This window comes from Lysinibacillus sp. EB106-09-02-XG168 (assembly GCF_058791475.1).
Map to the genome: position 1 here is coordinate 277,748 of NZ_JBYTDN010000003.1, position 23,279 is coordinate 301,026.

Consider the following 23,279-nt stretch of genomic DNA (forward strand, 5'->3'; position numbering starts at 1 on the left):
TTAATGCTGAAAATAAAATAAGTATTACACAATCAATTTAGGGGAAGCTTAGATCAGAGGTATTTTAATAAATTTGAGATTAAAAATGTTGTATTTGGGATACAAAGCAAACTTAATTACAAATATATAGTTACAAATCAATGAATTTTGAAAAGATTGTCGAAATTGTGATTTAGCTCATTGAAATAATATACAAACAACCTTATAATGGAGGTTGTAACGTCACCACCAAGACAAGATAGGATGGAATTATGATGCGCTTTTTGCAAAATAAAGTTAACATTGTAATAACAAATTATACGAATTGCTATCCAGTTCTTGAGACTGGTGATTTGTAAGATATAAGCGCTGTAACGACTGTTAAGAAGTGCCTTAATGGTCTTTTTTACATGGAAGCAATAAAAATTAAAATAGTGATAGTGATGGCAAAGGAGAGTTCAAAATGTCAGAAACGAATAACCAAACACAGTCTGAACAATTAACTGTGAGTCAAGAACAATTGGATGTGCTAGATCAATTATTAAAGCCTGAGGTTCAGGAATCACTTACAACTTTAGTTGAACAATTACCAAAGTTAACTGAAATGATGACGCTATTAACAAAATCATATGAGTTTGCTCAAGCTGTTGCAACTGACGAAGTACTGAAAAATGATACTGTTGGTGCGGTAACAGAAATGGCAGGCCCAGTAGTAGGCTCAGCTAAAAATCTTGCAGCTACTGCAATTGAAGCGAAAGACCGTGCGTCTGAAAGCCAAGAAGTAATTGGTTTATTCGGTCTTATGAAAATGTTAAAAGACCCACAAGTTCAAGGTGTTTTCCGTTTTGTTAATGCTTTCTTACAAGTAAGCGCTGAACGTAAAGCTAAATAAGACTCGACTCGAGATATATTCAAAACGTACGGACGGAGGATTAATTAATCATGTCAAAAGAAATCGTCATCTTAGGTGCTGGTTACGCTGGCGTTTTAACTGCATTAACAGCACGTAAGTATCTATCAGCTGATGAAGCTAAAATTACTGTAGTAAACCAATTCCCAACACACCAAATCATCACTGAACTTCACCGTTTAGCTGGTGGTACTATTGCTGAAGGTGCTGTTGCTTTACCACTTAAAAAAATCTTTAAAGGTTTAGATATCGATTTACAAATCGCTAAAGTTACAAAATTCAACGTAGACAGTAAAAAAGTTGACCTAGATACTGGTTATACTTTAAATTACGATACTTTAGTAGTATCTTTAGGTAGCCAAACTGGATTCTTCGGTATCCCAGGATTAGAAGAAAACTCAATGGTACTTAAATCAGTGAACGAAGCAAACAAAATTAACAAACATATCGAAGATCGTATTAAAGCATATGCACAAACAAAAGACGAAGCAGATGCAACAATCGTTATCGGTGGTGGCGGTTTAACAGGTGTAGAGCTTGTTGGTGAAATCGTGGACAACTTCCCGAAAATCGCAGCAAAACACGGTGTTAACTTTGCTGACCTTAAAATTAAACTTGTTGAAGCTGGTCCAAAGATCTTACCAGTACTTCCGGATGTACTTATCCAACGCGCTACTGAAAGCTTAACAAAACGTGGCGTTGAATTCATTACTAGCACGCCTGTAACAGGTGTTGATGGTAATGTCATCTCTCTTAAAGATCGCGAACCAATCGTTGCCAATACGCTTATTTGGACAGGTGGGGTAGCTCCACTTCCAATCGTAGGCGAGTCTGGTCTTGCAGCAGACCGCGGTAAAGCTACGATTAACGAATTCTTACAATCTACATCTCATGATGATGTATTCGTAATCGGTGATGCATCTGTAGCATTACCAGCTGATGGCGGACGTCCGCTATACGCACCAACTGCACAAGTTGCATGGCAAATGGGTGAGTGCGCTGGATACAACTTATTCGCACAATACAAAAACCAAGAAATGAAGCCTTTCTCTGCAATTAACTCAGGTACACTTGCAAGCTTAGGTCGTAAAGATGCTGTTGCGACGATCGGTGCTAGCAACACACAACTTAAAGGCCTTCCTGCAACACTTATGAAAGAAGCGTCTAACATTCGCTATCTTACACACATTAAAGCGCTATTCGGCTTAGCATATTAATTTATATTTTTTCCAATTAAAACCACTTTTGCAATGGACAATGTCTGCTGTGAGGGTGGTTTTATATTTGAGGTATTTCTGTGGAATTGTGAAGAAAGTAGCAATATCTCTTAAACAAAACCGGATAAATTTGTTATTTGCTTTATTAATCGTTATAAAACAAGTAAAATTTATACATGTTATATAAGAAAATTTATCTAGAGGTGATAAGTTATGTTAACGATGTTTCAATCAAAAAAAGAGGATATAGAGCAATTTAAGATAAAAATAGATGAGCTTAATGCAAAGCTTGATAAAAAGGATCATGAATTCCAAATATTTTTAAATGACTTACATAAAGAACTTATTTCGACTATTGAACAACATGATATAGTCAATAATCAACATGTAGTTTTAGGGAAAATGGTTTCCAAAATTCTAGAGGAATTTAATAAAGTAGAAGATAGCACAATTCACTCTAACACGATATCTGAAAATGCACTTGAAAAAGGTAATTCTCTAATTACTTCATCAGATGAGATGGTGACACTTTCAATTGAAAGTAAACAAGCTGTCCAAGAAGTGGAGTATTTAATCGATTCTCTAGGTGAACAATCCCAAAAAACTTCATCGAGTATGAACCAATTAAGTGATCGTTCTAAACAAATTACAGAAATTGTGAAAGTTATTAGTGATATTTCCAATCAAACCAATTTACTTGCGTTAAATGCGTCAATAGAAGCAGCTAGAGCGGGCGAGCATGGAAAAGGGTTTTCAGTTGTTGCCGAGGAAGTAAGAAAACTAGCAGAAAATACAAAAACTAGCACAGAGGATATAACCAATCTTACGAAAAAAATAGAAGAGCAAATTTCAGAAGCCTATGAAGATAATAAGATCAATATGCAGTTAGTTACAGAAGGCATAAAAAAGAGTACCGAAACCTCTGAACAAATAAATGCATTATTGCTGATGATTACAAATGTTCAAGGTGAGGTGAGTGAACTGCTTGATTTTATCAAAAGTCAAAAAATTTCAAATGAAGATGTTATGAATAAATTTAATACTACAACGATTTTATTTGACGAGACAAATAAAGTACTGACAGATCATATAGATGAATCGGAAGTTGTGACACAAAAATTATTGGAAGCAGTAGATAAAGTAAAATGCTTTCCAACTACTTATTAATGGTAGACGAACGTTACAACATATGATTTTTATTGTTGAAACTTCAAAAAAACAACTTCTTGTATACAAACAAGAAGTTGTCTTTATCTATTCTTAGTGTGCTGATTTGCGTATCAAATTCATGGGCGAAGAAGGGTTTTTTCCGAACTATTATCAAGGTGCTTCTCTAAAGCTTAGAAATATTTGAATAGAATCTTGCTTTTGAAGGTTGAACATTAAAAATTAGCAGTACAAACGCTACCACAAACATAATAATGGCTGCACATACAACAACATATCGTATAGATATAATTTCAGCGGCAACCCCAATGACGGCAGTGATGATAATAATGAACAAGGCTTCTGCAAAACCATAAATACTGCCTATTCTCCCCATGCTATCGACAGGAATATTATTTTGATAAAACGTATAGAAGCCCGTATTGGCAAAGGCCATCGCAAAGGACAAAGTAAAGCATCCTAAAGAAGCGATAAGAAATGTATAAGAGGAGGTGAAAATTAAATAGCCTAATGCTGTTATTAATGACCCCAAACCTATAAGCCAAGCAGTTGGTATTTTTTCAACGATGGCTGTATTCATTAAAGAACCAACTAATACTCCAGCACCTGCTATGCCCACCAAAACTCCGTATTCACCTTCGGATAGTGATAGTACTTGAGTAGCAAAAGCAGCTTCTAAAGAATCTGTCGCTGTCATCATGACAATCATTGCACTAAATAAAAGATAGACCGTCATAATATAAGGGTTTTTAAGGCTAAATCTTATAACAAGCTTCCAATCACTGAATAAAACCTTGTAGGAAAATTTCGCATCAGCTTTATTTGCCAATTGTTGATTAGCCTCAATATTAGGCATTTTAAATGTAATACAAGCTGATAAAAATAAAGCAATAGCATTCAAGTAAATTGCCATATTAGGCGATCCAATCGTAAATAGCAGTCCTGCAATAGCTGGACCAGTTACGAATGCGCCGGAATCAAGTAAGCTACGAAGCGAGTTAAAACGTTTTCTTTGTTTCGCTGGTATCAATTTCGTAATGTAGGTCATGGAAGTCGGATGATACATAGAGCTAGCTATTGTGATAACAAAGACCATGAAATATATCCAAGTCAAAGTAGAGAAGAAAGGTAGTGTGACAATTAGTAAAGATTCGAAAAGGTTGAGAACAATCATGAGATGTTTTTTATTTAAACGATCTATCAAACTACCTGACCAAAAACTGGTGAAAAGTTTGGATAAAGCCCTAACGATATATAAGCCAGACACAGCGATAGCGGATCCTGTAAGGTTTAAAACAATTAGATTTAAAGCTATAAAATATATCCAGCTTCCGACGCTGGAAACACCAATACTAAACAATAATATAACCGGATAACGCCACGTTTCAATTAATTTATTCACGCCCATATAAATTCCTCCCCTTGTAGTTATGACAAGTAACTAAAACAAAAAAATCCCACCCCCAAGACGATTTGTCTTAGGGACGAGATTGTGGAATTTATACTCACGTGGTGCCACCCTAGTTCACTACTATGTCACCATAATAGCCTTTTCAGTACGGCATAAATATGTATGCTTATACTGTTTCTCTGTAACGGGAGTTCCCGTCGCACCATCATTCAAACAGAAATCCAATGCGCTACTCCGAGGCTTGTTTCAATAATTCGTTCTTACTCGTTTTCAGCAACTCCGAGCTCTCTGGGAAGAACAGCCTTATTTACTCTTCTCTTCAATGTATTTTTGATAGTGTAGCATATGTTTCTAATTATGGTAAAGTATTTTTGGTAATTTTCAAAACGTTACGATAAATTAAGAAATGATTCCGATATTCTTATTGAAGATAGGTTGTAAGCTCTGTTAAAAGTGATTGGCAAAGAATCACTGACTCTACTGTATTTTTTATTTCAAGAGAATGGTCAGCATTCTCTACAATAGTAAGCTCAAATGAAGAAAGTAGTCCTAATCTTTCTTTAGAAAAATGAGGGTCAGCAGTACCGATTGCTAAAAATGCCTGCTTTCCAAGCAAATTTTTCATCACATGATCAAGTGACAATAGGGGTGTCAAAAGTACATAACGAGAAGGAACAGATGACACCCGCTGTAAATAAAAACCTTGATCGGTAATGTTCCGAGTGATTTTCCTATGCTCCTGTTCAAGTTATTGCGAATCAAACGTATAGCATACTTGTACTACATCATAGCCAAGCTCCAGCATCAGCTCAGTAGAATAATATAGAAGTGGTTTTTCATACGTATAGCCAGTGTCAGAGAACATGAAGCACACCCTATCACTTTCTTTATCACAGTAATTGTATGGAATATTGTTTGTATTGTTCTTTTTTTAGTTTGATTTTCATGGAAATACATCCACTTATTACTTTTTTATTTTATAATCTAACTATAACAAGGGGGGAGAAATTTATGAAGGCTGTGATTATTAATGAGTTTGGTACTTCTGATGTTTTAAAGTACGTAGAATGTCCAAAGCCGACTATTTCAGCAGGGGAAGTATTAATACGTACGACATATACGAGTGTGAATTTTGCCGATATTAAAAATAGAACAGGTAATAAAGCAAAAGCAAATTTTCCAATGATACTCGGTTTAGATGTAGCTGGTGTAGTTGAAGAGGTTTTCGATGAAAATAGTGCATTAAAAGCTGGTGATGTCGTTATTGCATTCCCGAAAGATGGAGCATATGCAGAATATGTGGTAGCGAAAGAGCAGCTTGTCTTCAAAGTTCCAAATGATGTCTCTTTGGAGAAGGCAGCCGCTGTGCCAACGGTTTTGTTTTTATCCTACCTCTTAACACATCAAATTGCTCCAATTCGTACAAACGATAGCGTACTAATTCATGCTGCATCTGGCGGGGCAGGGACAATGCTTATTCAAATGGCGAAAAAGCTAGGTGCTAAAAATATTATTGGCACAGTCAGTGATATGAAAAAAGCGACAATTGCCTATGAACTAGGTGCACATCATGTACTGACATACGATAATTTTAATGCGCAAGTCAATGAATATACGGATGGTCATGGTGTTAACATTATTTTTGACTCCATTGCCGGTAGTGTTACGGAAGAGAGTTTTAACTGTTTAGCTCCGTTTGGTACGCTCGTGCAATTTGGAAATAGCGGTGGTAAAGCTGGGAATATAAAAACATCTGATTTACATAGTAGCTGCCGCAATGTGAAAGGCTTTAGCCTTGGAACGACTCGAGCTTCTAAGCCTGAAATGCTACAACAAGTTGCACAGGAGATATTTGCATTATTGAAGGATGAAAAATTCCAAGTACCAATTGCAAATATATTTGCATTAGAAGACATGCGGAAAGCGCATGATTTGATGGAAAGTCGTCAGCATCAAGGGAAAATTTTAATTAAAATATAAAATAAAAGTAACCTCTGTATAGTGACCAACACGTTATACAGAGGTTACTTTTATTTTAAAGCCTGTAGCTCGAAAGCATTGTTGTGAGTGGATGATCCCAAATCAAACTAGTAAAAATTCTTATATTTGTTTCTAAGAATTACCACTTTATTTATAGGTATAATCCTAATTAAAACTCCCTTCACTTTTCGACAACAAACAGGAATTTCCTTTAAACAATTGTTAAAATGAGGTATTATTATATAGATTTTTGTCTTTCTCTACCTTATTTTGATATCGTTATTTGTTTTAGGTTAACTTTTTAGTACAATATTATATTTGGCCTCTTTAAATACATACTGAATATAACTATGTATTATTTTCATTTAGATTTTACGAGTTATTGGTTAATTTAAGTGATGTAAATATAATAGTAAAACATAGGCTATTCACTAAATATTTTTCAAACGTATGTCGTGTTTTAGGTTGATTGTAAGGCCTTTGAAAATGCGTCAAAGATGAGATCCCTGGAGCGCAAGAGAACGCCTTCAGGTAAGCGTCTAGTCGAACGGAAATGTTGTGATAAGGAGTCTTAAATTTTGAATATAAAGGAATGGCTATTAGGGGAGTGGTGCAATGCTTTTTAATTCCTTTGAATTTATTTTCTTGTTTTTACCTATAACATTTATTATCTATTTTTTATTAAATCGTTTCAGAAACCAGCAATATGCGATTTATTGGTTGGTACTGAGCTCTTTGCTTTTTTACGGCTATTTTAAGTTAACTTATTTAGCAATCATCACAATCTCAATTGTTGTGAACTTTGCTTTAAGTAGAGTGATTAGTAATACCAATAGTCGTTGGAGAAAAACGTATATGATAATTGGAGTCATCTTCAATATTATAATTCTCTGTTACTATAAATATACAGATTTCTTTATTGGTAATATAAATAGTTTATTTGGTACCAATTTTGCACTGTGGCACTTATTGCTTCCATTAGGACTTAGTTTTATTACATTCCAACAAATTGCTTTTATTGTTGATAGTTATCGTGATGGGACAGCTCATTATAAATTTAGTCATTATGCGCTGTTCATCTTGTTTTTCCCGCAGTTAATTGCAGGACCAATTGTTCAGCATGATGAAATGCTTCCGCAGTATGATGCGAAGGGAAATCGTAAAGTTATTCATGAACATGTTGCACGAGGTTTATTTATTTTTGCAATTGGTTTAGTCAAGAAGGTTGTTATTGCTGATACGGTGGGTATATGGGCGAATGAAGGCTTTGCCAATTATAGTAACTTAAGCTTTATAGAAGCTTGGATTACCTCATTATCGTATACAGTGCAACTTTATTATGATTTTAGTGGATATTCTGATATGGCGATCGGATTAGCATTATTATTTAATATTAAACTGCCAGTAAATTTCTACTCTCCTTATAAAGCACGTAATATTCAGGAGTTTTGGAAAAAGTGGCATATGACGTTGAACCGGTTTTTAACTACATATGTCTATTTTCCATTAGGTGGTAGTCGTAAAGGGGCATTTAGAACCTATATTAATATATTAATTATTTTCTTCATCAGTGGATTTTGGCATGGTGCAGGATGGAATTTTATTTTATGGGGACTTCTGCATGGCTTTGCGTCTGTTGTGGTGAGACTTTTTAGTAAAACAGGAATGAAGCTTCCGTATTTACTTTCGTGGTTTATGACTTTCCAATTTGTGAATATCGCTTGGGTATATTTCCGCGCAACAAGTATTGAGCAAGCGAATACCATTATAGCGAAAATGTTTGCGCCAAACATGACATCTATAACTAATTTCTTTACGGAGCCTTACACGAATTTTGCTCAAGCGGAAGCATTTACTATTGTAGGATTAACATTAAGTAATCCAATAGTGATTGTTGTGGGACTGTTAATCACACTTGTTATTGCATTTAGGGCCTTAAATTCTATTCAATTAATGAATAAAATGAAATTTAATTGGGGGGCTATCATTTATACGCAATTGATGATTGCGTTAGTTCTAGTATCGATTTACTATATGCAAAAAAATAGTATATTCTTATATTTTAATTTCTAAATAAAGGTGTGAATGAACTTGGATCCGAAAAAATGGTTAGTAAAATTATTTGCCACATCTTTTATTGTAATAGGATTACCTGTTTTCGGAATTATGGGATTCAATTATTATATTGATCCTCTTTGGAATTACACACATGCGAATGACTTTAACGACTATCAGCTTGGCTTTGATGAAAGACAATTGAAAACAAACTATATTAATAGCCATGATTTCAACTATGATAGTTTGTTAATTGGGACGAGCAGGATAACGTATCTTAATGAGAGGGTCTTTAAAAAAGAAAGTGTTTATAACTTTTCATTGAGCGGGCTGCATATAAAAGAATATTTACCTTATATGAAGTATGCTGAAAAGAAAAATGGTAAGCCGTTTCAGAGAATTTTTATTGAGTTGTATTTTGATTCAGCGAATGCTGGAAAAACTAGTACATTGAATCCGCCCCAAACCTATATTGAGACGTCTGAGGCACCTTTTTATGCAATAAAGTCCTTATTTTCAGAAAGCACGATGCATTATGCTCTTTTTAATTATGCTATTTCAAAAGCAAATCATTACGAAGGTGCTCGTAGTTACACACGTAAAAATATTGCACAAACTACATATTCAAACGATGCTATGGAGCAGGAATGGCAAAAATTTAAGAACAATTTTAAAGCAGAGTCAGCCAAGCCTTTTATGTACGATACTGACTACAAAAAAAGGCTACATGCTATAAAAGATGCATTCCCAAATACAGAATTAGTAGTCTTTACAGAATTGATGCCGGCAAAACGGCTTCAAACAATTTTGCATAATGATAATCGTTACGCTGCTTATGGTAGATGGATGAACGATATGGTAGATGTGTTTGGTACCGTTTATAGCTTCCATAGTGTGAATGAAATAACGGCAAATGAGGACAACTTTTTTGATTGGTTGCATTATTATCCAAACGTTGGGGATATAGTAATTAAATCGTTAGAAAACAGGGAAGAACCATCAGCTATTATGCAGGCTGTAAATAAAGGGAATCTTGATAAGTACCTTAAAAATGTGGTAGTAGATATAAAGTGAAATTTTAATTTATTCCCACTGATTATTTAGTCTTCACTGAACTATGCGCCTTGAACCTGTAGCTTCGCATACGGTATAGAAAAATTATTGCCTGTTAATGCGGGATAAATATAAAATAAGCGATGAAAAGAGACTCTGATATGGGCAGAGTCATCTTTTTTTATATAGTTAGCGTTACTGCTTGTCTAGTTCATCGATTTTTTCGTATATACGCCGCTTACGATAGAGCATAATTCCTGCCTCAGCAACATCCTGAATCATTCCTTTATTTGCATAGGCACCGAAAATCATCCCAGCTACCGGAATCATTTGAAACAGCTTTTTCCAGCCGAATTGATCGCGATACGTAAAAAATACTTCCTGCCAGCCTTGCAGTTGTGAAATCATATCCTCCGCTGCATGATTCGTCGTATGCATAGAAGAAAGCTCCTTCAATATAGCTTCTTTGCCGACAATATCAGCAGTGGAGAATTGGAGACATTTAACGATGAAAATTCGTTCCATTTTATCGTTTGGATTATAGCCGTGAATGATCGCAATCTCTTGCAATGTTTTTAAAGCCATTCCTAAAATAAAAGGAATGTCTATAGCCAGTGTAAAGATACCACCAAAGCCGGTAGAAGCACCTTGTACTGTTGCTAATTTTACGCGTTCATTTTGAAGTTTGTCACTTAGAGCAATCATATCCTCCAAAGGGATTTGTCCTATATCAGATATAGCAAAAATATTATGAAACGAAGAATTGTTGCGGATTTTCTGTAACAGAGCCTGTTCATTAATTAAGTATTGCCCACCTGATTGAATATAGCTCCCTAATTCATCAACTAGTAATGCTATCTTATTTTGAAGAAAGGCAGGTGTCATCTTATCTAAGATTTTAAACGGAATGCGGCCTAATTTCTCCCAAAACCACAAGTCCTTTTGATCTTTCTCCCACGCTTGAATTTCTTGCAAATGCTTTTCTAATTGCTCGAGATTCTCCATTTTGTCTATTCTCCTTATATGTGCATTTAGTATAAATACGAGAAGATTTTTAAAAGGTTTCGAATGATTGCCAAACTGTTGCAAGTAACGCGATACTTTCTTTGATTTGCTCAAGGGAAAGCCCACCATAGCCTATAATGACCATAGCATGTTCAGAGTTGTGCTGATAGGAAGTTGAACATGGGTAAACTTGGATACCTTCCTCCTGCACAAGCCTAATCGCCTCCTGTTCAGAAAGTCTTTTTGGTAACTTCATAACGATGTGTAGTCCTGAATTTTCACCAATTATTTCGAATTCATTCGAAAAATGGGCGTTAATAGCTGCTAGTACTGTCTGTTGCTTTTTACGATAAATAGTGCGCATTTTGGCTAAATGCTTATCGAATAAACCTTGAGCAATAAAATCTGCTAACACAAGCTGATCTATTTTGGAGACAACGGATTTTTGTTCTTGATTAAAATGAGTAAAGGCTTCGACTAACGATTTAGGCAAAATCATGTAACTTATGCGCAGCGATGGGATAAGAGTTTTGGAAAATGTTCCGAAATAAATTACGCGTTGAAGCTGATCCATTTTTGCTAAAGAAGGGATAGGGAGCCCCTTATAACGAAATTCTGAATCATAGTCATCTTCAATAATATATGCTTTTTCAGCAGTAGCCCATTGCAGAAGTGCTGCACGCCGTTCAACAGGCATAACCATACCTAGTGGAAACTGGTGTGCGGGTGTTGTGTATAACATGTGGATTGTTTTTTTCGGTATAGTGACCCCTGAGTTATCAACAGGAATAGCATGAGTTGTTAGTCCACATTGTTGTAATGTTGCATGTACTCTTTTAAAGCCAGGCTCCTCTAAGCCAACATGTGCTTTTGGGCCAAAAAAGTGACATAGAGCTTGAAGTTGATTTTGTGTACCACTATAAATAAACACCTGTGATACCTCACAAGTAACCCCTCTGGATCGTTCAACATAACGAGCGATTTCCGTCCGCAATATTGCTTCTCCTTGCCAAGGACTTGTCGTTAAATTATCCACATTGAAGTGCTTTTTCAACAGCTTATGCCAGCTAGAGAATGGAAAAGCCTCCTTATCCACATGTCCGTTATTAAAATCAAATTTTATTGTATATGTAGTTGGTGCTTCAGTTATGGATATGTGATGTTTTTGCTGCTGTCCCCATTCAAATTCAAAGGGCGCTATAAAATAGCCAAAGCGTTCCTTACTATAGATATACCTTCAGCTAGTAGCTTCCTTAATTGTATGGACACTAACATCAAGCGTTTTTGCAAGAGTCCGTTTAGAAGGCAATTGCTCATCGGCCATCAGTTTTTTGCTTAAAATTGCTTGTTTTATTTCTTCGTAAATTTGCACGTACTTTGGTGAATCTCCAGTAAATGAAATTGATAATTCCAAAATGTTGCACCTCCTGGTATGGTGTGTTTTTTGAAAATTGGTTCTATCTATCATATCAAAATTATCGTTAAATATTGAAAAGGAGTGAAGCAAAATGAATTTTTTAGCGTTAGAAAATGAGGTTGTATTGCTTAAGCCGTTAGAATATGAGGATATGCAAGGTTTATTAGAGGCTGCAAGTTATCCAGAGATTTGGTCACATATGTCCACAACTATAGAAAAAATGGACGATGTGAATAAATTTGTGGATAAGGCATTACTAACAAAACGAGAAAAAACCGATTTCCCATTCGTAATTGTGGATAAAAAATCTGGACAAATCATCGGTTCGACTCGATTTATGAACATTGATGAAACGCATAAACGGCTTGAAATAGGAACTACATGGATTTCACCTGCTTTTTGGCGTACAGCTATAAATACGAATTGCAAATATTTATTATTACAATACTGCTTTGAGAAATTAAATATACAGCGTGTACAAATTAAAACTGATCATGAAAATGTGCGTTCACAAAGGGCAATTGAGCGTCTAGGAGCAACAAAGGAGGGGATCTTACGTAATCATATGGTGCGTAAGGATGGTACAACTCGTCATACTGTGATGTACAGTATTACTCTACAAGAGTGGCCACAAGTGAAAAAGCATTTGCAGCAGTTGCTAATTGACGCTACCGAGAAATTGGGATAAAGAAATTATTATACTAAAAAAAGAATGGTCTAGTCTGTAATATTAAAGGCAGGTAATTACACATGATGATTTAATACATCATAACTTGTTTATAATGTTACACATATTATAAAATGTACATTACTAAATTTGATATTAGTAGTGTGCATTTTTTATTTTGGTTAACATTCCTACTAGGGTTCATTAGAGGGTTTAACATTTACAATTATTAGAAAAAATTTGTACAGAGCATATGTTCTTTTGGAGGTGTTAGTAATTGTATTGGTATGAGTATTGTCCAAAACATATTGAAAGCAAATATGAATTATTGGTATTTAGAGTAAACCAACCGTTCCTTCCCTTGTCAGATTATTATGATGATTGTTTAGGGAAAATCGATAAGAGTTCTGCAACTTCTTATTTGAAATGTTTACTCCCCTTTTTCAACTGGTTAGAGGAAGAAAGTAATTATCAAGGGAAACGAGTGGAATGGAATGATTCAGAAGAAAAGATACGAGTAGCTGTTGATGATTATTTGAGGTATGAAATGAACTGTAAGGTTCGTGAAAAAGATTCGTTTCTTTTGGTGAGTTTAACAAATAAAAGCCCTAATACAATTAGCCTTTTTTTATCAGCGTTAAAATCCTTTTATAAGTCTATGATTCATTTGAAACAATATACATATAGCAATCCATTAATGGATGGTCAAGCTATCTTGCATAATTATAAAGAAGATTTAAAAGGTGTTCGAGATGACAAGCCAAGAATGCCTTCGGTTGCAGGAACAGAAGAATCTATCATTCACCGAAGATTAACAGATTCCTATTTTAAAATCATCAATGAAGAATGGCAGCCACAAATTATTGATGATATAGATTTACCTTACCAAGTATATCAAGCAGGCAAAAAAGTAAATTGGTCACAACGTGAAATGATTATAGCTCGCATGTTGTTTGAAACAGGAGCAAGGGCATCAGAAATTATTGAGTTAACTGTAGGGGATTATCGGGAACGTAAAAGTCATCAAGAAGTCAACACGTTTAACAAAGGTAGTCATGGTAGAAAGATAAAGTTTCTACGATTTAGTAAAGATACGGTCAAACGATTGTTTCATTATATAGACACTGAACGAAAATCTTTTGATAAAAACAATTTAGAGTATCAACAATTACCTGACTACGCTCCTATTTTCTTATCAGAAAATGGAACAGCTTTAACTTACCACGCTTGGTACTATCATTGGAATCGAGCGATGATAGCAAACGAATTAAGTTTAAATCCTCATAAAGCAAGACATTGGTTTGTCACTTCACGATTGCGAGAGATTTATAGTATTTCAAACGATAAAGATGAAATTATACAACGTCAAAATGAATTGGTTAAATATATGAAATGGAAAAATCCTGATACAATAAAGGTTTATGAACATTATTTTGATGAAGCGAAACATCGTGAATCACATGACAAAATGTTAGAACAAATGCAACAGAATGAAACGAAATATATAAGGCAACAAAAATCTTCGAAAAAATCAAAACCGAAATTGACAGTGATCGAAACGGACATCTCGGATACGTTCGATGATGATTTACTGGAGTTATTAGAAGGGCTGGAGTAGTTTGGTTGAAAAGTTGAAATTAATACCGAATACAGAATGGTATGGTAAATGGCTTGGTATAATGGACACAAAGTTAATGTCACTTCAAGATAATAGATGCGAATATTTAATTGATAAACTAGATGAATTAATACTCAAGTATTTGAATAATAAATGTTTGTCATATGATTGGAAGAATCAATTATTACTTGTAGCACTAATTAAAGTAGCCAGAAATCATGATAGTAGAACGATTATAAGGGTAATTAATAACCTAAATACTAGATTTAAAGATATTTTCAATGGGTATGAGATTACTCTATTTTCAAATTTCGATCCGAATGTGCATTTATATAAGTTTTTAAAAGGTGAAATTTGTTCTAATTCGTCTAACTCGATGAAAAGTGATTTATTGAGACACTATAGAGCGTCTGAGTATTCCACTAAAAAGTGGATTTTAAATAACTTTCCCACTGACAAACAACAATATTATAAACAGTTCTTATTGCCACCTATTCTTTTTGATATAAAAGATTTTTCGTTTTCAAAATTAGCAAATGAAAAAGCTCAATTAACTAGGAAAGATGAAACTGATGCCATCGTACCGCACCTCCCAACAATACGAGCAGAAGCTAATTTGCGATGGAATCAAATGAAAAGGCTTCGAGATGCGTTTCATCAACAAATAAAGTGTGTTGAAAATGATTCCCTCTCTTTGCCAATCGAATTTTCGTATGCAGAACCAGAACGCATTGGAGAAACATTTTATTTTCGGTTATGGAATAAATCTTCCTTTGTTTTGAATCATAAATCTGATTTTTCAGAAATGGTCGTTAAACGAGCGGAACAGAAAAAAGGCGTATACTCTGATCAAAACAACTTATACTTTCTAGAGTTTATTCGAGCAGAATTTACAGAAGATAAAACTATAAGTGGCGGTTTTTGGTTTCATGAATTAATTCAAAATAATGTTATTTCAAGTCGGTCTAGAAATAGACCTTTTGAAGAGAATAAAAGAATTTTTGAATTTTTATCTCAATGGGGATATACAAATGAAAGTGGTGGTAGCCCAGCTCCATTTAACTCTAGCCATAAAGGGGTTTTAACCCAATCAACCTTTGTTTCCTGCATAAGGATAAAGCCGGAGGATTATTGATTGATGTAGAACCTTTATTTGTTGCATGTTCATTTGGTTTATTAGCTGTTGACATCTTAACAACCACTGGTGCAAGAATAAATGAACTACTTCAAATAAACAACACAAAAGAATGTATAACCGTAAAAAAAATTAAAGATAAATTCCATTACTCTTTTAATGTTATTCCAAAAGGAAGAGATACTTTAGAAGAATTTTATATCAGTAAACAAACAATGGAACATATCCAAACTATTTTAAGATTTTTAAAAGAGTATTATATTGGTAACATACCTTATGTTCATTATAGAGACGATAGAAAACATATTTTTCCCGAGCCTAAACCATATTACTTTCAATATGCAGGAAGAGCGATAAAAAAAGAGTCTATTTATAGCTGCATTCGCTTTTTACTTCATGGATTGGTTTTTGAAACAAATGAAGGTAAAGCTGTAACAATTAAAACTCATTTATTACGTCATGCATTTGCTACTGAAGCTGTTCAACGTCAAAATGTACCTATTGATATTGTTGCAAAAATGCTTCACCAAAAGGATTTAAATGTAACTGGGTATTACTCTGCTCCTACACCTACCCAAATTGCGGAATCAATAGGTGAATTACACGATGTAATTTCAAGTTATGTTGATATTGATGATGCTTATTTAAGAAGCCCAGATGAACTCCGAAAGCAATTTGACGAATACACCGAAAAAGTCGGAGTGTTTAATAAAGTGTTAGGTGGAACATGTGTAACAGACTATGTTTGTCCAACAAAAATGCAATGTTTGGGCTGCAAAGCAAAGGTTCCAGAACCTGACCAAGAAGATGAATTATTAGGGGTTATTGAGCTATCAAAAGATATGGAGAAACGTTTTAAGGTAATGGGGCTAGACATCGAAGCTCGTAAAGCAAAAGAAATGGCAAAACAAGCAAAAGTGGAGTTAAAAGAAATCGATTTAATTAAAAAATACAGGGAGGAGCGTAATTTTGAGCCTATCACAAAACGAAATCCTTACAGATAAGTATTCTTGGCTTAATAAAGTTCATCTACAACGGAAAAATCGTTCTGTTTCAATTGGAATTCAAACGATTGATTACCTCGTATCAAAAGGTATTCCTGTAACCTATAACAACATTAGTGAATATTCGAAAGCTTTCGATGAAAAAGGAAAAGGCATTCACATAAATACGATAAAACGAAATGAAGAATTATATGAACATTACAAACAACATAGCAGAACGTATAAAGTAAAGAATGCACGTAAAAAGCCTGAGATGCCCTTTAAATTCGATGAATCGACATTAAGAAGAATATCCCCAGAAAGGGATGTAAATAACGTTAGAAAAAAATATATCAAGCTTTCAAAAGAGGAATTAGTGAATCGATTAATTGAAGTTGAACAATATGTTGCAAAAAATCAGAAACGATGGCTAAATGATCAATTTAATCAGTTTAAATAATGCCGAGGATTTAGGTTCTTCTCCTGAATCATTATAACTCCCTCAATAATAATGGTTGAGGGAGTTATAGTTTTATTGCCATTTGTGAAAATAAATCTCCAAAAGTCTCTTTTACCGTCTAACTGGGTGTCCAAAGTATATCCTGGTACAAACCGTTGATGTACAGCACCGATATCACTCACTGCGTCCCATACTTAATCAGCATTTGCTTCAATTACGATTTCTTTACGAATAGTAGCCATTCTTTAGGTGGGTTAATTTATTCTTTAACACGCTTTAAACGTAAACCATTAAAGCTACTAATAGTGTTGCTCCCATATCTGAAATAATGGCAATTCATAGTGTTAGCCATCCTGGAATAACTAATATTGAAAAACTTAAATCATCTTTTTCAGAACCGAGTATAAAAACTCAGCATCTTTTCCTACGCCACAAATAAGTGCTGATCCTCTTTGATGTTGCCACGGTAGTCCAATATAATATAACCCTTGTACTGGACTCAAACCTCTTTTATGAAGAGGAAAACCATTTGCATCTAAAACTCCCTCTATGTTTATCCATTTGTAGTCAGGAACATTTCGTAAATCGAATATTTAACTAAAGCACCCCTTTAGTTGAATAAAGTGGGAAAAATAAATTACGCTTTCTATCATTAAACTTTAATTTTAACTAATTTTTCCCAATCTTCAAAGGAGAACTTTTCTGTAATATGTTTTAAATTATTTGGAACTTCAACATAACACATCAATTCTAAACTGTTACCATCTGGGTCATTGAAATAAACAGAAGCATTGCCTTGATGTGGTCGAATAAATGGCTCAATGGATTCTCGACTACCGAATGGCACTCCCTCAACATCAATAGAGTTTAACCATTTTAAAGACTCTTTTAAATCTTCATATGAAACTCGAAATGCAATGTGTCGTAAAGAAGGGTGATAAAGAGTTTGATACTCATTTCCTTCCCACAAACCCAACCAACTTTTACCTTCTTCTATCCAAAAGAAAGCAGTTTCTTCATCACGCCAAGCCATTTTTAAACCTAATTTCTCATAAAACTCCATTGATTTATCTAAATTTTTCACTGGCAAATGTGCTTCATATAAACCTTTTATCATAAATAACACCTCTCGTTGAATTAATATCTTAATAGTATCAATTTTTAAAAAATTCCACTTCATTCAAAGGTCTAATGTTATTTAATTATGTTCCTCATTCTAATCCTACTTCAACTAACCTGCCTGTTAGTTTAAGTACATTTCTTCACAAACTTAATAGTGATAATAATAACAAAAATATCCAATAGGGAAACCATCTCACAACTAATTAAACCTCTAGAGGGGGAGATGATTTTAATCAATCTTTATTTAAAATTATCGAACTTTGTTATAAATTATCAATCTTAATTAAAAGGTACAACCGCAACATTAGATTGATGAACGAACAAATTAGTTGTTGTAGTAAATAGAATCATTTGAGGTAAAAAAAGGATAGATAGAGCGAATTAATTTAAGCTCTTCTATCCTTTTAATTTCTATATATAATGTGTGACATTAAATAAGAATTCACTATTTAAAATAGTTTTAGCTTATAACTTGACTTTTAATAAAAATTAGTCGACCATTCTTTTTTTATAAATATATCCTACTACAATCCAAGTTACTATTGACCATGCGATGATAGTAGCTATTGGAATAATGACATCCATTGTTGTGTATGTGCCTTCTAGAGCTTCACCTAATACTACCAATTGGGAACTTGGTAACCATTCAGCAATCTTGAAAATCGGACTAGCAGAAGATAGAGCTAGTGCAAGAGGACCAACTGAAAAAATTAGGATAACAGGTAGTATAATAAGAGATCCTTCCATAATCGTTTTGGCGAATAATCCACATAATGTTCCCATTGCAATATAGAACACAGTCGAAATTATTAAAGCGATAGCTAAGATGAAAAGATTAGCTGGGTTATAGCCAACGATGAAAATAGTCAATGCTACGATTACTATCGTAATAATAAAGACAAACAAGCTTTTACCAATTAAAATATCGCCAAGTGAAGCAGGGGAAAGCATTAAACTGCGAAGCGTATTTTTTTCTTTTTCTTCAGCAATTAGACAACATTGCACATAGGTAGTCACCATAGAAAATGCAATATTAATTGAAAGGAAATAGGTTGCGATAGTAGCTGAGCCCGTTTTACTATATAAAAATGCCAAAATAAGTGGCATAAATACCATAATGGATACAGCATAGTTACGTGAAAATTCCTTATAATCCTTCATTAAAATAGCTTGAATACGTGTCATTGAAAGGTTCATACTAAATCACTCCCTGTTATTTGCATAAAAATATTACCTAGTGTCGGCTCGTTTGTATAAATGCGAGAAACTTCGTTAGATTGCATCCAATGAAACAGCTTTTCTGCATCCTGTTTTCCATTTTGAATGACTTCGCTAGCGCCATTTTTTAATTCTACTGTAATAGACTCATCACCAAACTCTTTTTTCAAATCTTTTGGCGAACCAATTGCTCTAATTTTACCTTTATGTAAGAAGGCGACACGATCACAAAGTATTTCTGCTTCACTCATATCATGTGTTGTTAAAAATATTGTTGTACCCATCTCGTTTAATTTACGCAAGCCGTTATAAATATGCTGTGTATTAACGGGATCGAGGGCAGAAGTTGGTTCATCTAAAAATAATAGTTCTGGTTTATGCATGATGGCACGTGCTAGCGTAACACGTTGCATCATTCCTTTAGAAAGCTGACTAATTTTCTTTTTACGATCACCGTATAGGTTAACAAAATCCAAAGCCTCTTTGACGGCTGATTTAGGTAATTGATATAAATTACTGAATAGTAATAAATTCTCCTCGATTGAAAGTCGTGTATATAGTCCGCTATTATCTGTTAAAATACCAAAGCGTTTACGATTTTTACTTTGTTTCATCTCATTTGCTGGGCGGCCAAACAATAAAACGTCGCCATCAGTTTTTTCAGTTTGTGCTGTTAATATTTTAATAGTAGTCGTTTTTCCAGAACCACTAGGTCCAAGAAAGCCGAATATTTCTCCTTTTTGAATGGTAAAGGAAACATCCTGTAATGCTGTTTCCTTATTAAATGTTTTTTTCAAATGCTGAACATCGATCACTGCGCTCATTTGAAAACCTCCCTGTGTTGTTGTTGATGTCTCAACTATAAAGGACAATGAAGATAACAACATTAAATTACAGGTGAAAGGCAGTGAAATGACCATTAGCGGAGAAATATTTCAGCTGACAGGAGTCGTTTATTTCCTGGGAAATCTACTAAATTCCGAGTATTTCTTTTAAATCTGCGAGTTTATTTTTCGACAAAGGTACTACGGTCTTTTCAGTGCTATTCAGGGCTAAGCTGTAGCTATTGCGAGTCCACGTAATGATTTCCCGTACCTTTTGTAAGTTAACGATATAAGAGCGATGACTTCTAAAGAAGCCGAACGGTGTCAATTTTTGTTCAAGCTCATTTAGTGATAATGTACATGGATAGGCTTCACCTGTAACATACAGTGAAACAACACCCTCAACACTTTCGATATAATCGATTTCAGGGGGATTAAATAAAATGATCTTATCGTTCTTCTTTGTAGGGATTTTATCAAATCGAATCTGTGTACTTTCAAGAGAGGAAGAAGCTGGTTCTGTCTCTTCCTCTTTCACATCTAATGCATGTAAGCCGATTGCATCCAGTCTATGTATTTCTGTACTCGAAACGATTAAATCCTCAAAATTGTTAGATAGTAAAATAATTGTTTTATTTTGCTTTTGAAGGACATCCAATAACTGAATAGCTTTTTGTTTGGAAAACTCGTCCAGATTTTGGAAAGGTTCTTCTAAAACTTGTATCGGTGCCTGATTAAGATATGTATGCAGTAATTTTAAGCGTTGTTTTTCGCTATTGGAGAGCTTGCTAATTTTCATGCTTTTTTGCTCCGTTAAAGCGAACAATGCTAATACATCCTCCATCTTTTCAGAAGAAGCATTGAAAAGCTTTAAGCAAAAGTTTATGTATTCTCGAACCGTCAGTCGCTCATACAAGGCATTTTCACGAAAATGTGTATACGTATTGCTTTGCTTCGCAAACCACTGGATTAAAGTATGTATTTTTGACACATCCGTATAGATGCCAATAATAATGCCAGGCTGCATAGATAGGTGGAAGTTTGGATAAATTACATTTCCTCCTTCTATATAAGGATCAATAATCATGCTTTCATTTTGATTCATTACTAGTCCACCTTTACTTCATTTAATTTCGAAAAATTGTGAGATTTCGTTTTGTGTCTGTAGATAACTTTTATAACAATAGTTTGAATTATTGCAGTCCATAAAACCATGCTGACCTAGATATTGACTCGTATGAACAAGTGGTAATGTATCGAGTTTTTCTTTTAATGCATGGACATTAAAACTTTTCTCATCTCTTGGTAAAATAACGAGTGTCGGACAAGAGGGGATTACATCCAGGTATTGTCGAATGCGTGAACCATAAACGCAAACGATTCCTTGTAATGGCAATGTTGATAATCTCCAAGCTAATGTTGCGCCTACACTAAATCCGATTAACAGCACTTCGTCATAATGTGACCTAGCCTCCAATACTTTTTCGGTTAGTTGTTCGAGGGGAGCATCAAAGCCAACTTCATTTATGAAATAATCATAAGCCTGCTGTTCTTGTTCGTATGGGAATATTCTATTGTCTGAATATAAAGTAATGCACTCAACAGTAGTGTTGGTGTTACTGTATGCCTTAGCTTGCATTTTTATAAAATTGTTTACTCCATAAATCTCATGTAGAATGAATATTTTCCTTTTCACGTTGACCTCATTTTTACTTTTTTCAATAGTGTACCAAAAAGTAATCATATCGTATAACTTGTAAATTTTAGGGATGATCTCATTGTTTTGGTGATTATTTCAAAAAGGCCCGATAGTGAAAAATCCGCGCAGACTTATGTGGCTCTTAATGTGACCACAGAAAGCGAGGCGGATTTTTCCATTTATATTCTCTTTATTTCATTTCTTTAGACATAAACCCCTTCATTTCCATACTAAGCGTATTAAGCTCATCAATGATTTCACTAAAGTCCTGAACGAGTTGTGCCTGTTCGTTTGTGGCACCATTTATTTGAGTCATGTTTTGCTTTAAATTTTCAAGATTATGATGGATGCTTCGAAGTGAGGTTTCAATGTTATCAGTAGCAGTAGTTGTTTCAATAGAAAGCTTGCGAACTTCTTGTGCGACTATATTAAAACCGGCACCATGTTGACCTGCACGTGCTGCCTCAATCGATGCATTTAATCCAAGTAAATTGGTTTGACGAGAAATATTTTTTATCAAATCTGTAATACCATTTGTTTTTTCAGCATCCTCTAAAGCAAATTGTGTTTGCTTATTAATTTCCTCACTAGTTGCAGCTAGCTCCTCTGAATGAGAGGCAATTGTATGTACTTTATCCTGTAGGTTTTGGATAATGTCATTCATAGTAACAATATATTTCTCCATCTGTAGAGAATGGTCAATAGGTATTCCAAAGGCTAGCGCGCCTACGATTTGCCCATTTTCGCGAACAGGAAAAGAAAATGCGTTAAATTCCACACCATAAATTTCTTTTGGTACAGGTTCATCCGTACTTTTTCCTTTAAGTGGGAGATGTAAAATTGCATCACCTGGGAGAATTTTTTGTCCAATTTTATAACCAGAATCTATCCGTTTCCCAGGTAAATAAGCAATAATACTCTCACTCTCTTTATCTACTAATCCAATCATTGACTCGCCTTTCATAGCTGAATGAATGTAAGGCATTGTCAATGTTAATGCTTCAAGAATTTTCATAGTAACCTCCTCGGTATATGTAAGCCCTAAATTAGGGCATAATCTCGTTTTTTTAAAAGTTATTTTTGGAAAAGTAATACTTCTTTAATTGTATGAAAAAAGGAAGTAAATAGAAAGACTATCTTAATACCATAATCCTTTTAAATTGTATGAAATTAAGGCTATATATTTTTAATTTGCTTAAAATTCAGTGCTAACGTAGCGGCAGCAGAGGTACTTCATTTCTCAAATATAGTGAAAAGTCATTGCGCTCACTTTGGAATGCATAAAATTGATAGAAGTTCTACACCATGTTGATTGAACTGATGGAAAAATTCATCAGAAGTTTTTCTTTTGCAAGAGTT

At 34.3% G+C, this 23,279-nt stretch carries 22 protein-coding genes, 1 pseudogene and 1 other annotated feature; of the genes and pseudogenes, 11 read left to right on the plus strand and 12 right to left on the minus strand.

What is annotated here, in order from left to right; translation table 11 throughout:
• Positions 1-442 precede the first annotated feature (442 nt).
• The 3 genes from AC3WSO_RS02500 (at position 443) to AC3WSO_RS02510 (ending at position 3,273) form a co-directional block, all read left to right on the plus strand.
• Positions 443-871, plus strand: coding sequence for a helical membrane plugin domain-containing protein (locus tag AC3WSO_RS02500; protein ID WP_079563022.1), 429 nt, complete (start codon positions 443-445; stop codon positions 869-871).
• Between the two features lie 50 nt (positions 872-921).
• Complete coding sequence (locus AC3WSO_RS02505; RefSeq protein ID WP_349661596.1) at positions 922-2,106, plus strand: NAD(P)/FAD-dependent oxidoreductase; 1,185 nt, start codon at positions 922-924, stop codon at positions 2,104-2,106.
• 213 nt (positions 2,107-2,319) lie between these two features.
• A complete protein-coding gene (locus AC3WSO_RS02510) occupies positions 2,320-3,273 on the plus strand; it encodes a methyl-accepting chemotaxis protein (RefSeq protein WP_492528430.1) in 954 nt (317 codons plus the stop codon).
• Positions 3,274-3,439: 166 nt separating this feature from the next.
• Here the strand turns inward: AC3WSO_RS02510 and AC3WSO_RS02515 are convergent, their stop codons facing one another.
• Both AC3WSO_RS02515 and AC3WSO_RS02520 read right to left on the minus strand, forming a co-directional pair.
• The gene (locus AC3WSO_RS02515) at positions 3,440-4,681 is read right to left on the minus strand and encodes an MFS transporter (RefSeq protein WP_492528432.1); all 1,242 of its coding nucleotides are present in this window, start codon (positions 4,679-4,681) and stop codon (positions 3,440-3,442) included.
• 69 nt (positions 4,682-4,750) lie between these two features.
• Positions 4,751-5,016: a binding site (T-box leader), on the minus strand.
• A gap of 89 nt (positions 5,017-5,105) precedes the next feature.
• Positions 5,106-5,300, minus strand: coding sequence for a hypothetical protein (locus AC3WSO_RS02520; protein ID WP_492528434.1), 195 nt, complete (start codon positions 5,298-5,300; stop codon positions 5,106-5,108).
• Between the two features lie 395 nt (positions 5,301-5,695).
• On the opposite strand from AC3WSO_RS02520, the gene AC3WSO_RS02525 reads away from it, so the two are divergent.
• The 3 genes from AC3WSO_RS02525 (at position 5,696) to AC3WSO_RS02535 (ending at position 9,793) form a co-directional block, all read left to right on the plus strand.
• Positions 5,696-6,664, plus strand: a complete 969-nt coding sequence (locus AC3WSO_RS02525) for a quinone oxidoreductase family protein (protein WP_492528436.1) — start codon at positions 5,696-5,698, stop codon at positions 6,662-6,664.
• A 615-nt stretch (positions 6,665-7,279) separates the two neighbouring features.
• Positions 7,280-8,737: an MBOAT family O-acyltransferase gene (locus tag AC3WSO_RS02530; RefSeq protein ID WP_492528438.1), complete on the plus strand. Its 1,458-nt coding sequence runs from the start codon at positions 7,280-7,282 to the stop codon at positions 8,735-8,737.
• A gap of 18 nt (positions 8,738-8,755) precedes the next feature.
• On the plus strand, positions 8,756-9,793 hold the full coding sequence (locus AC3WSO_RS02535; RefSeq protein WP_492528440.1) for a hypothetical protein: 1,038 nt from the start codon (positions 8,756-8,758) through the stop codon (positions 9,791-9,793).
• Positions 9,794-9,967: 174 nt separating this feature from the next.
• On the opposite strand, the gene AC3WSO_RS02540 is transcribed toward AC3WSO_RS02535, so the two are convergent.
• The 3 genes from AC3WSO_RS02540 to AC3WSO_RS02550 are packed head-to-tail and all read right to left on the minus strand — an operon-like array spanning position 9,968 to position 12,191.
• Positions 9,968-10,777 carry an EcsC family protein gene (locus AC3WSO_RS02540; protein ID WP_492528442.1) on the minus strand — a complete coding sequence of 270 codons (810 nt, stop codon included), beginning with the start codon at positions 10,775-10,777 and terminating at the stop codon, positions 9,968-9,970.
• A 49-nt stretch (positions 10,778-10,826) separates the two neighbouring features.
• Positions 10,827-12,008 carry a MocR-like pyridoxine biosynthesis transcription factor PdxR gene (gene pdxR / locus AC3WSO_RS02545; RefSeq protein ID WP_492534221.1) on the minus strand — a complete coding sequence of 394 codons (1,182 nt, stop codon included), beginning with the start codon at positions 12,006-12,008 and terminating at the stop codon, positions 10,827-10,829.
• Positions 12,009-12,014: 6 nt separating this feature from the next.
• Positions 12,015-12,191, minus strand: a complete 177-nt coding sequence (locus AC3WSO_RS02550; RefSeq protein ID WP_492528444.1) for a GntR family transcriptional regulator — start codon at positions 12,189-12,191, stop codon at positions 12,015-12,017.
• A gap of 94 nt (positions 12,192-12,285) precedes the next feature.
• Here AC3WSO_RS02550 and AC3WSO_RS02555 point away from each other — a divergent pair, with 94 nt between their 5' ends.
• The 5 genes from AC3WSO_RS02555 to AC3WSO_RS02575 all read left to right on the plus strand — a co-directional run bounded on the left by AC3WSO_RS02555 (position 12,286) and on the right by AC3WSO_RS02575 (position 17,057).
• On the plus strand, positions 12,286-12,882 hold the full coding sequence (locus tag AC3WSO_RS02555; protein ID WP_492528446.1) for a GNAT family N-acetyltransferase: 597 nt from the start codon (positions 12,286-12,288) through the stop codon (positions 12,880-12,882).
• Positions 12,883-13,138: 256 nt separating this feature from the next.
• A complete protein-coding gene (locus tag AC3WSO_RS02560) occupies positions 13,139-14,479 on the plus strand; it encodes a tyrosine-type recombinase/integrase (RefSeq protein WP_492528448.1) in 1,341 nt (446 codons plus the stop codon).
• Between the two features lies 1 nt (position 14,480).
• Entirely contained in the window at positions 14,481-15,614 is a 1,134-nt protein-coding gene (locus AC3WSO_RS02565) for a hypothetical protein (RefSeq protein ID WP_492528450.1), read from the plus strand.
• Positions 15,611-16,618 carry a site-specific integrase gene (locus AC3WSO_RS02570; RefSeq protein WP_492528452.1) on the plus strand — a complete coding sequence of 336 codons (1,008 nt, stop codon included), beginning with the start codon at positions 15,611-15,613 and terminating at the stop codon, positions 16,616-16,618. The genes AC3WSO_RS02565 and AC3WSO_RS02570 overlap by 4 nt, the downstream gene beginning before the upstream one ends.
• Positions 16,584-17,057: a hypothetical protein gene (locus tag AC3WSO_RS02575; protein WP_492528454.1), complete on the plus strand. Its 474-nt coding sequence runs from the start codon at positions 16,584-16,586 to the stop codon at positions 17,055-17,057. The genes AC3WSO_RS02570 and AC3WSO_RS02575 overlap by 35 nt, the downstream gene beginning before the upstream one ends.
• 377 nt (positions 17,058-17,434) lie before the next feature.
• On the opposite strand, the pseudogene AC3WSO_RS02580 reads toward AC3WSO_RS02575, so the two are convergent.
• From AC3WSO_RS02580 to AC3WSO_RS02610, 7 genes and pseudogenes are all read right to left on the minus strand, one after another.
• Positions 17,435-17,632: pseudogene (locus AC3WSO_RS02580) on the minus strand (NAD(P)/FAD-dependent oxidoreductase); the annotation flags it as partial.
• A 77-nt stretch (positions 17,633-17,709) separates the two neighbouring features.
• Positions 17,710-18,174: a VOC family protein gene (locus tag AC3WSO_RS02585; RefSeq protein ID WP_492528456.1), complete on the minus strand. Its 465-nt coding sequence runs from the start codon at positions 18,172-18,174 to the stop codon at positions 17,710-17,712.
• Positions 18,175-18,668: 494 nt separating this feature from the next.
• The gene (locus AC3WSO_RS02590; protein WP_492528458.1) at positions 18,669-19,376 is read right to left on the minus strand and encodes an ABC transporter permease; all 708 of its coding nucleotides are present in this window, start codon (positions 19,374-19,376) and stop codon (positions 18,669-18,671) included.
• Entirely contained in the window at positions 19,373-20,221 is an 849-nt protein-coding gene (locus AC3WSO_RS02595) for an ABC transporter ATP-binding protein (RefSeq protein WP_492528460.1), read from the minus strand. Before AC3WSO_RS02595 ends, AC3WSO_RS02590 begins: the two co-directional genes overlap by 4 nt.
• A 148-nt stretch (positions 20,222-20,369) precedes the next feature.
• Positions 20,370-21,326 (minus strand): LytTR family transcriptional regulator DNA-binding domain-containing protein, encoded by a 957-nt coding sequence (locus AC3WSO_RS02600; protein WP_492528462.1) that lies wholly within the window; start codon positions 21,324-21,326, stop codon positions 20,370-20,372.
• A gap of 18 nt (positions 21,327-21,344) precedes the next feature.
• Positions 21,345-21,917 carry a dienelactone hydrolase family protein gene (locus AC3WSO_RS02605; protein ID WP_492528464.1) on the minus strand — a complete coding sequence of 191 codons (573 nt, stop codon included), beginning with the start codon at positions 21,915-21,917 and terminating at the stop codon, positions 21,345-21,347.
• Positions 21,918-22,110: 193 nt separating this feature from the next.
• On the minus strand, positions 22,111-22,935 hold the full coding sequence (locus AC3WSO_RS02610) for a methyl-accepting chemotaxis protein (protein ID WP_492528466.1): 825 nt from the start codon (positions 22,933-22,935) through the stop codon (positions 22,111-22,113).
• Between the last annotated feature and the right edge of the window lie 344 nt (positions 22,936-23,279).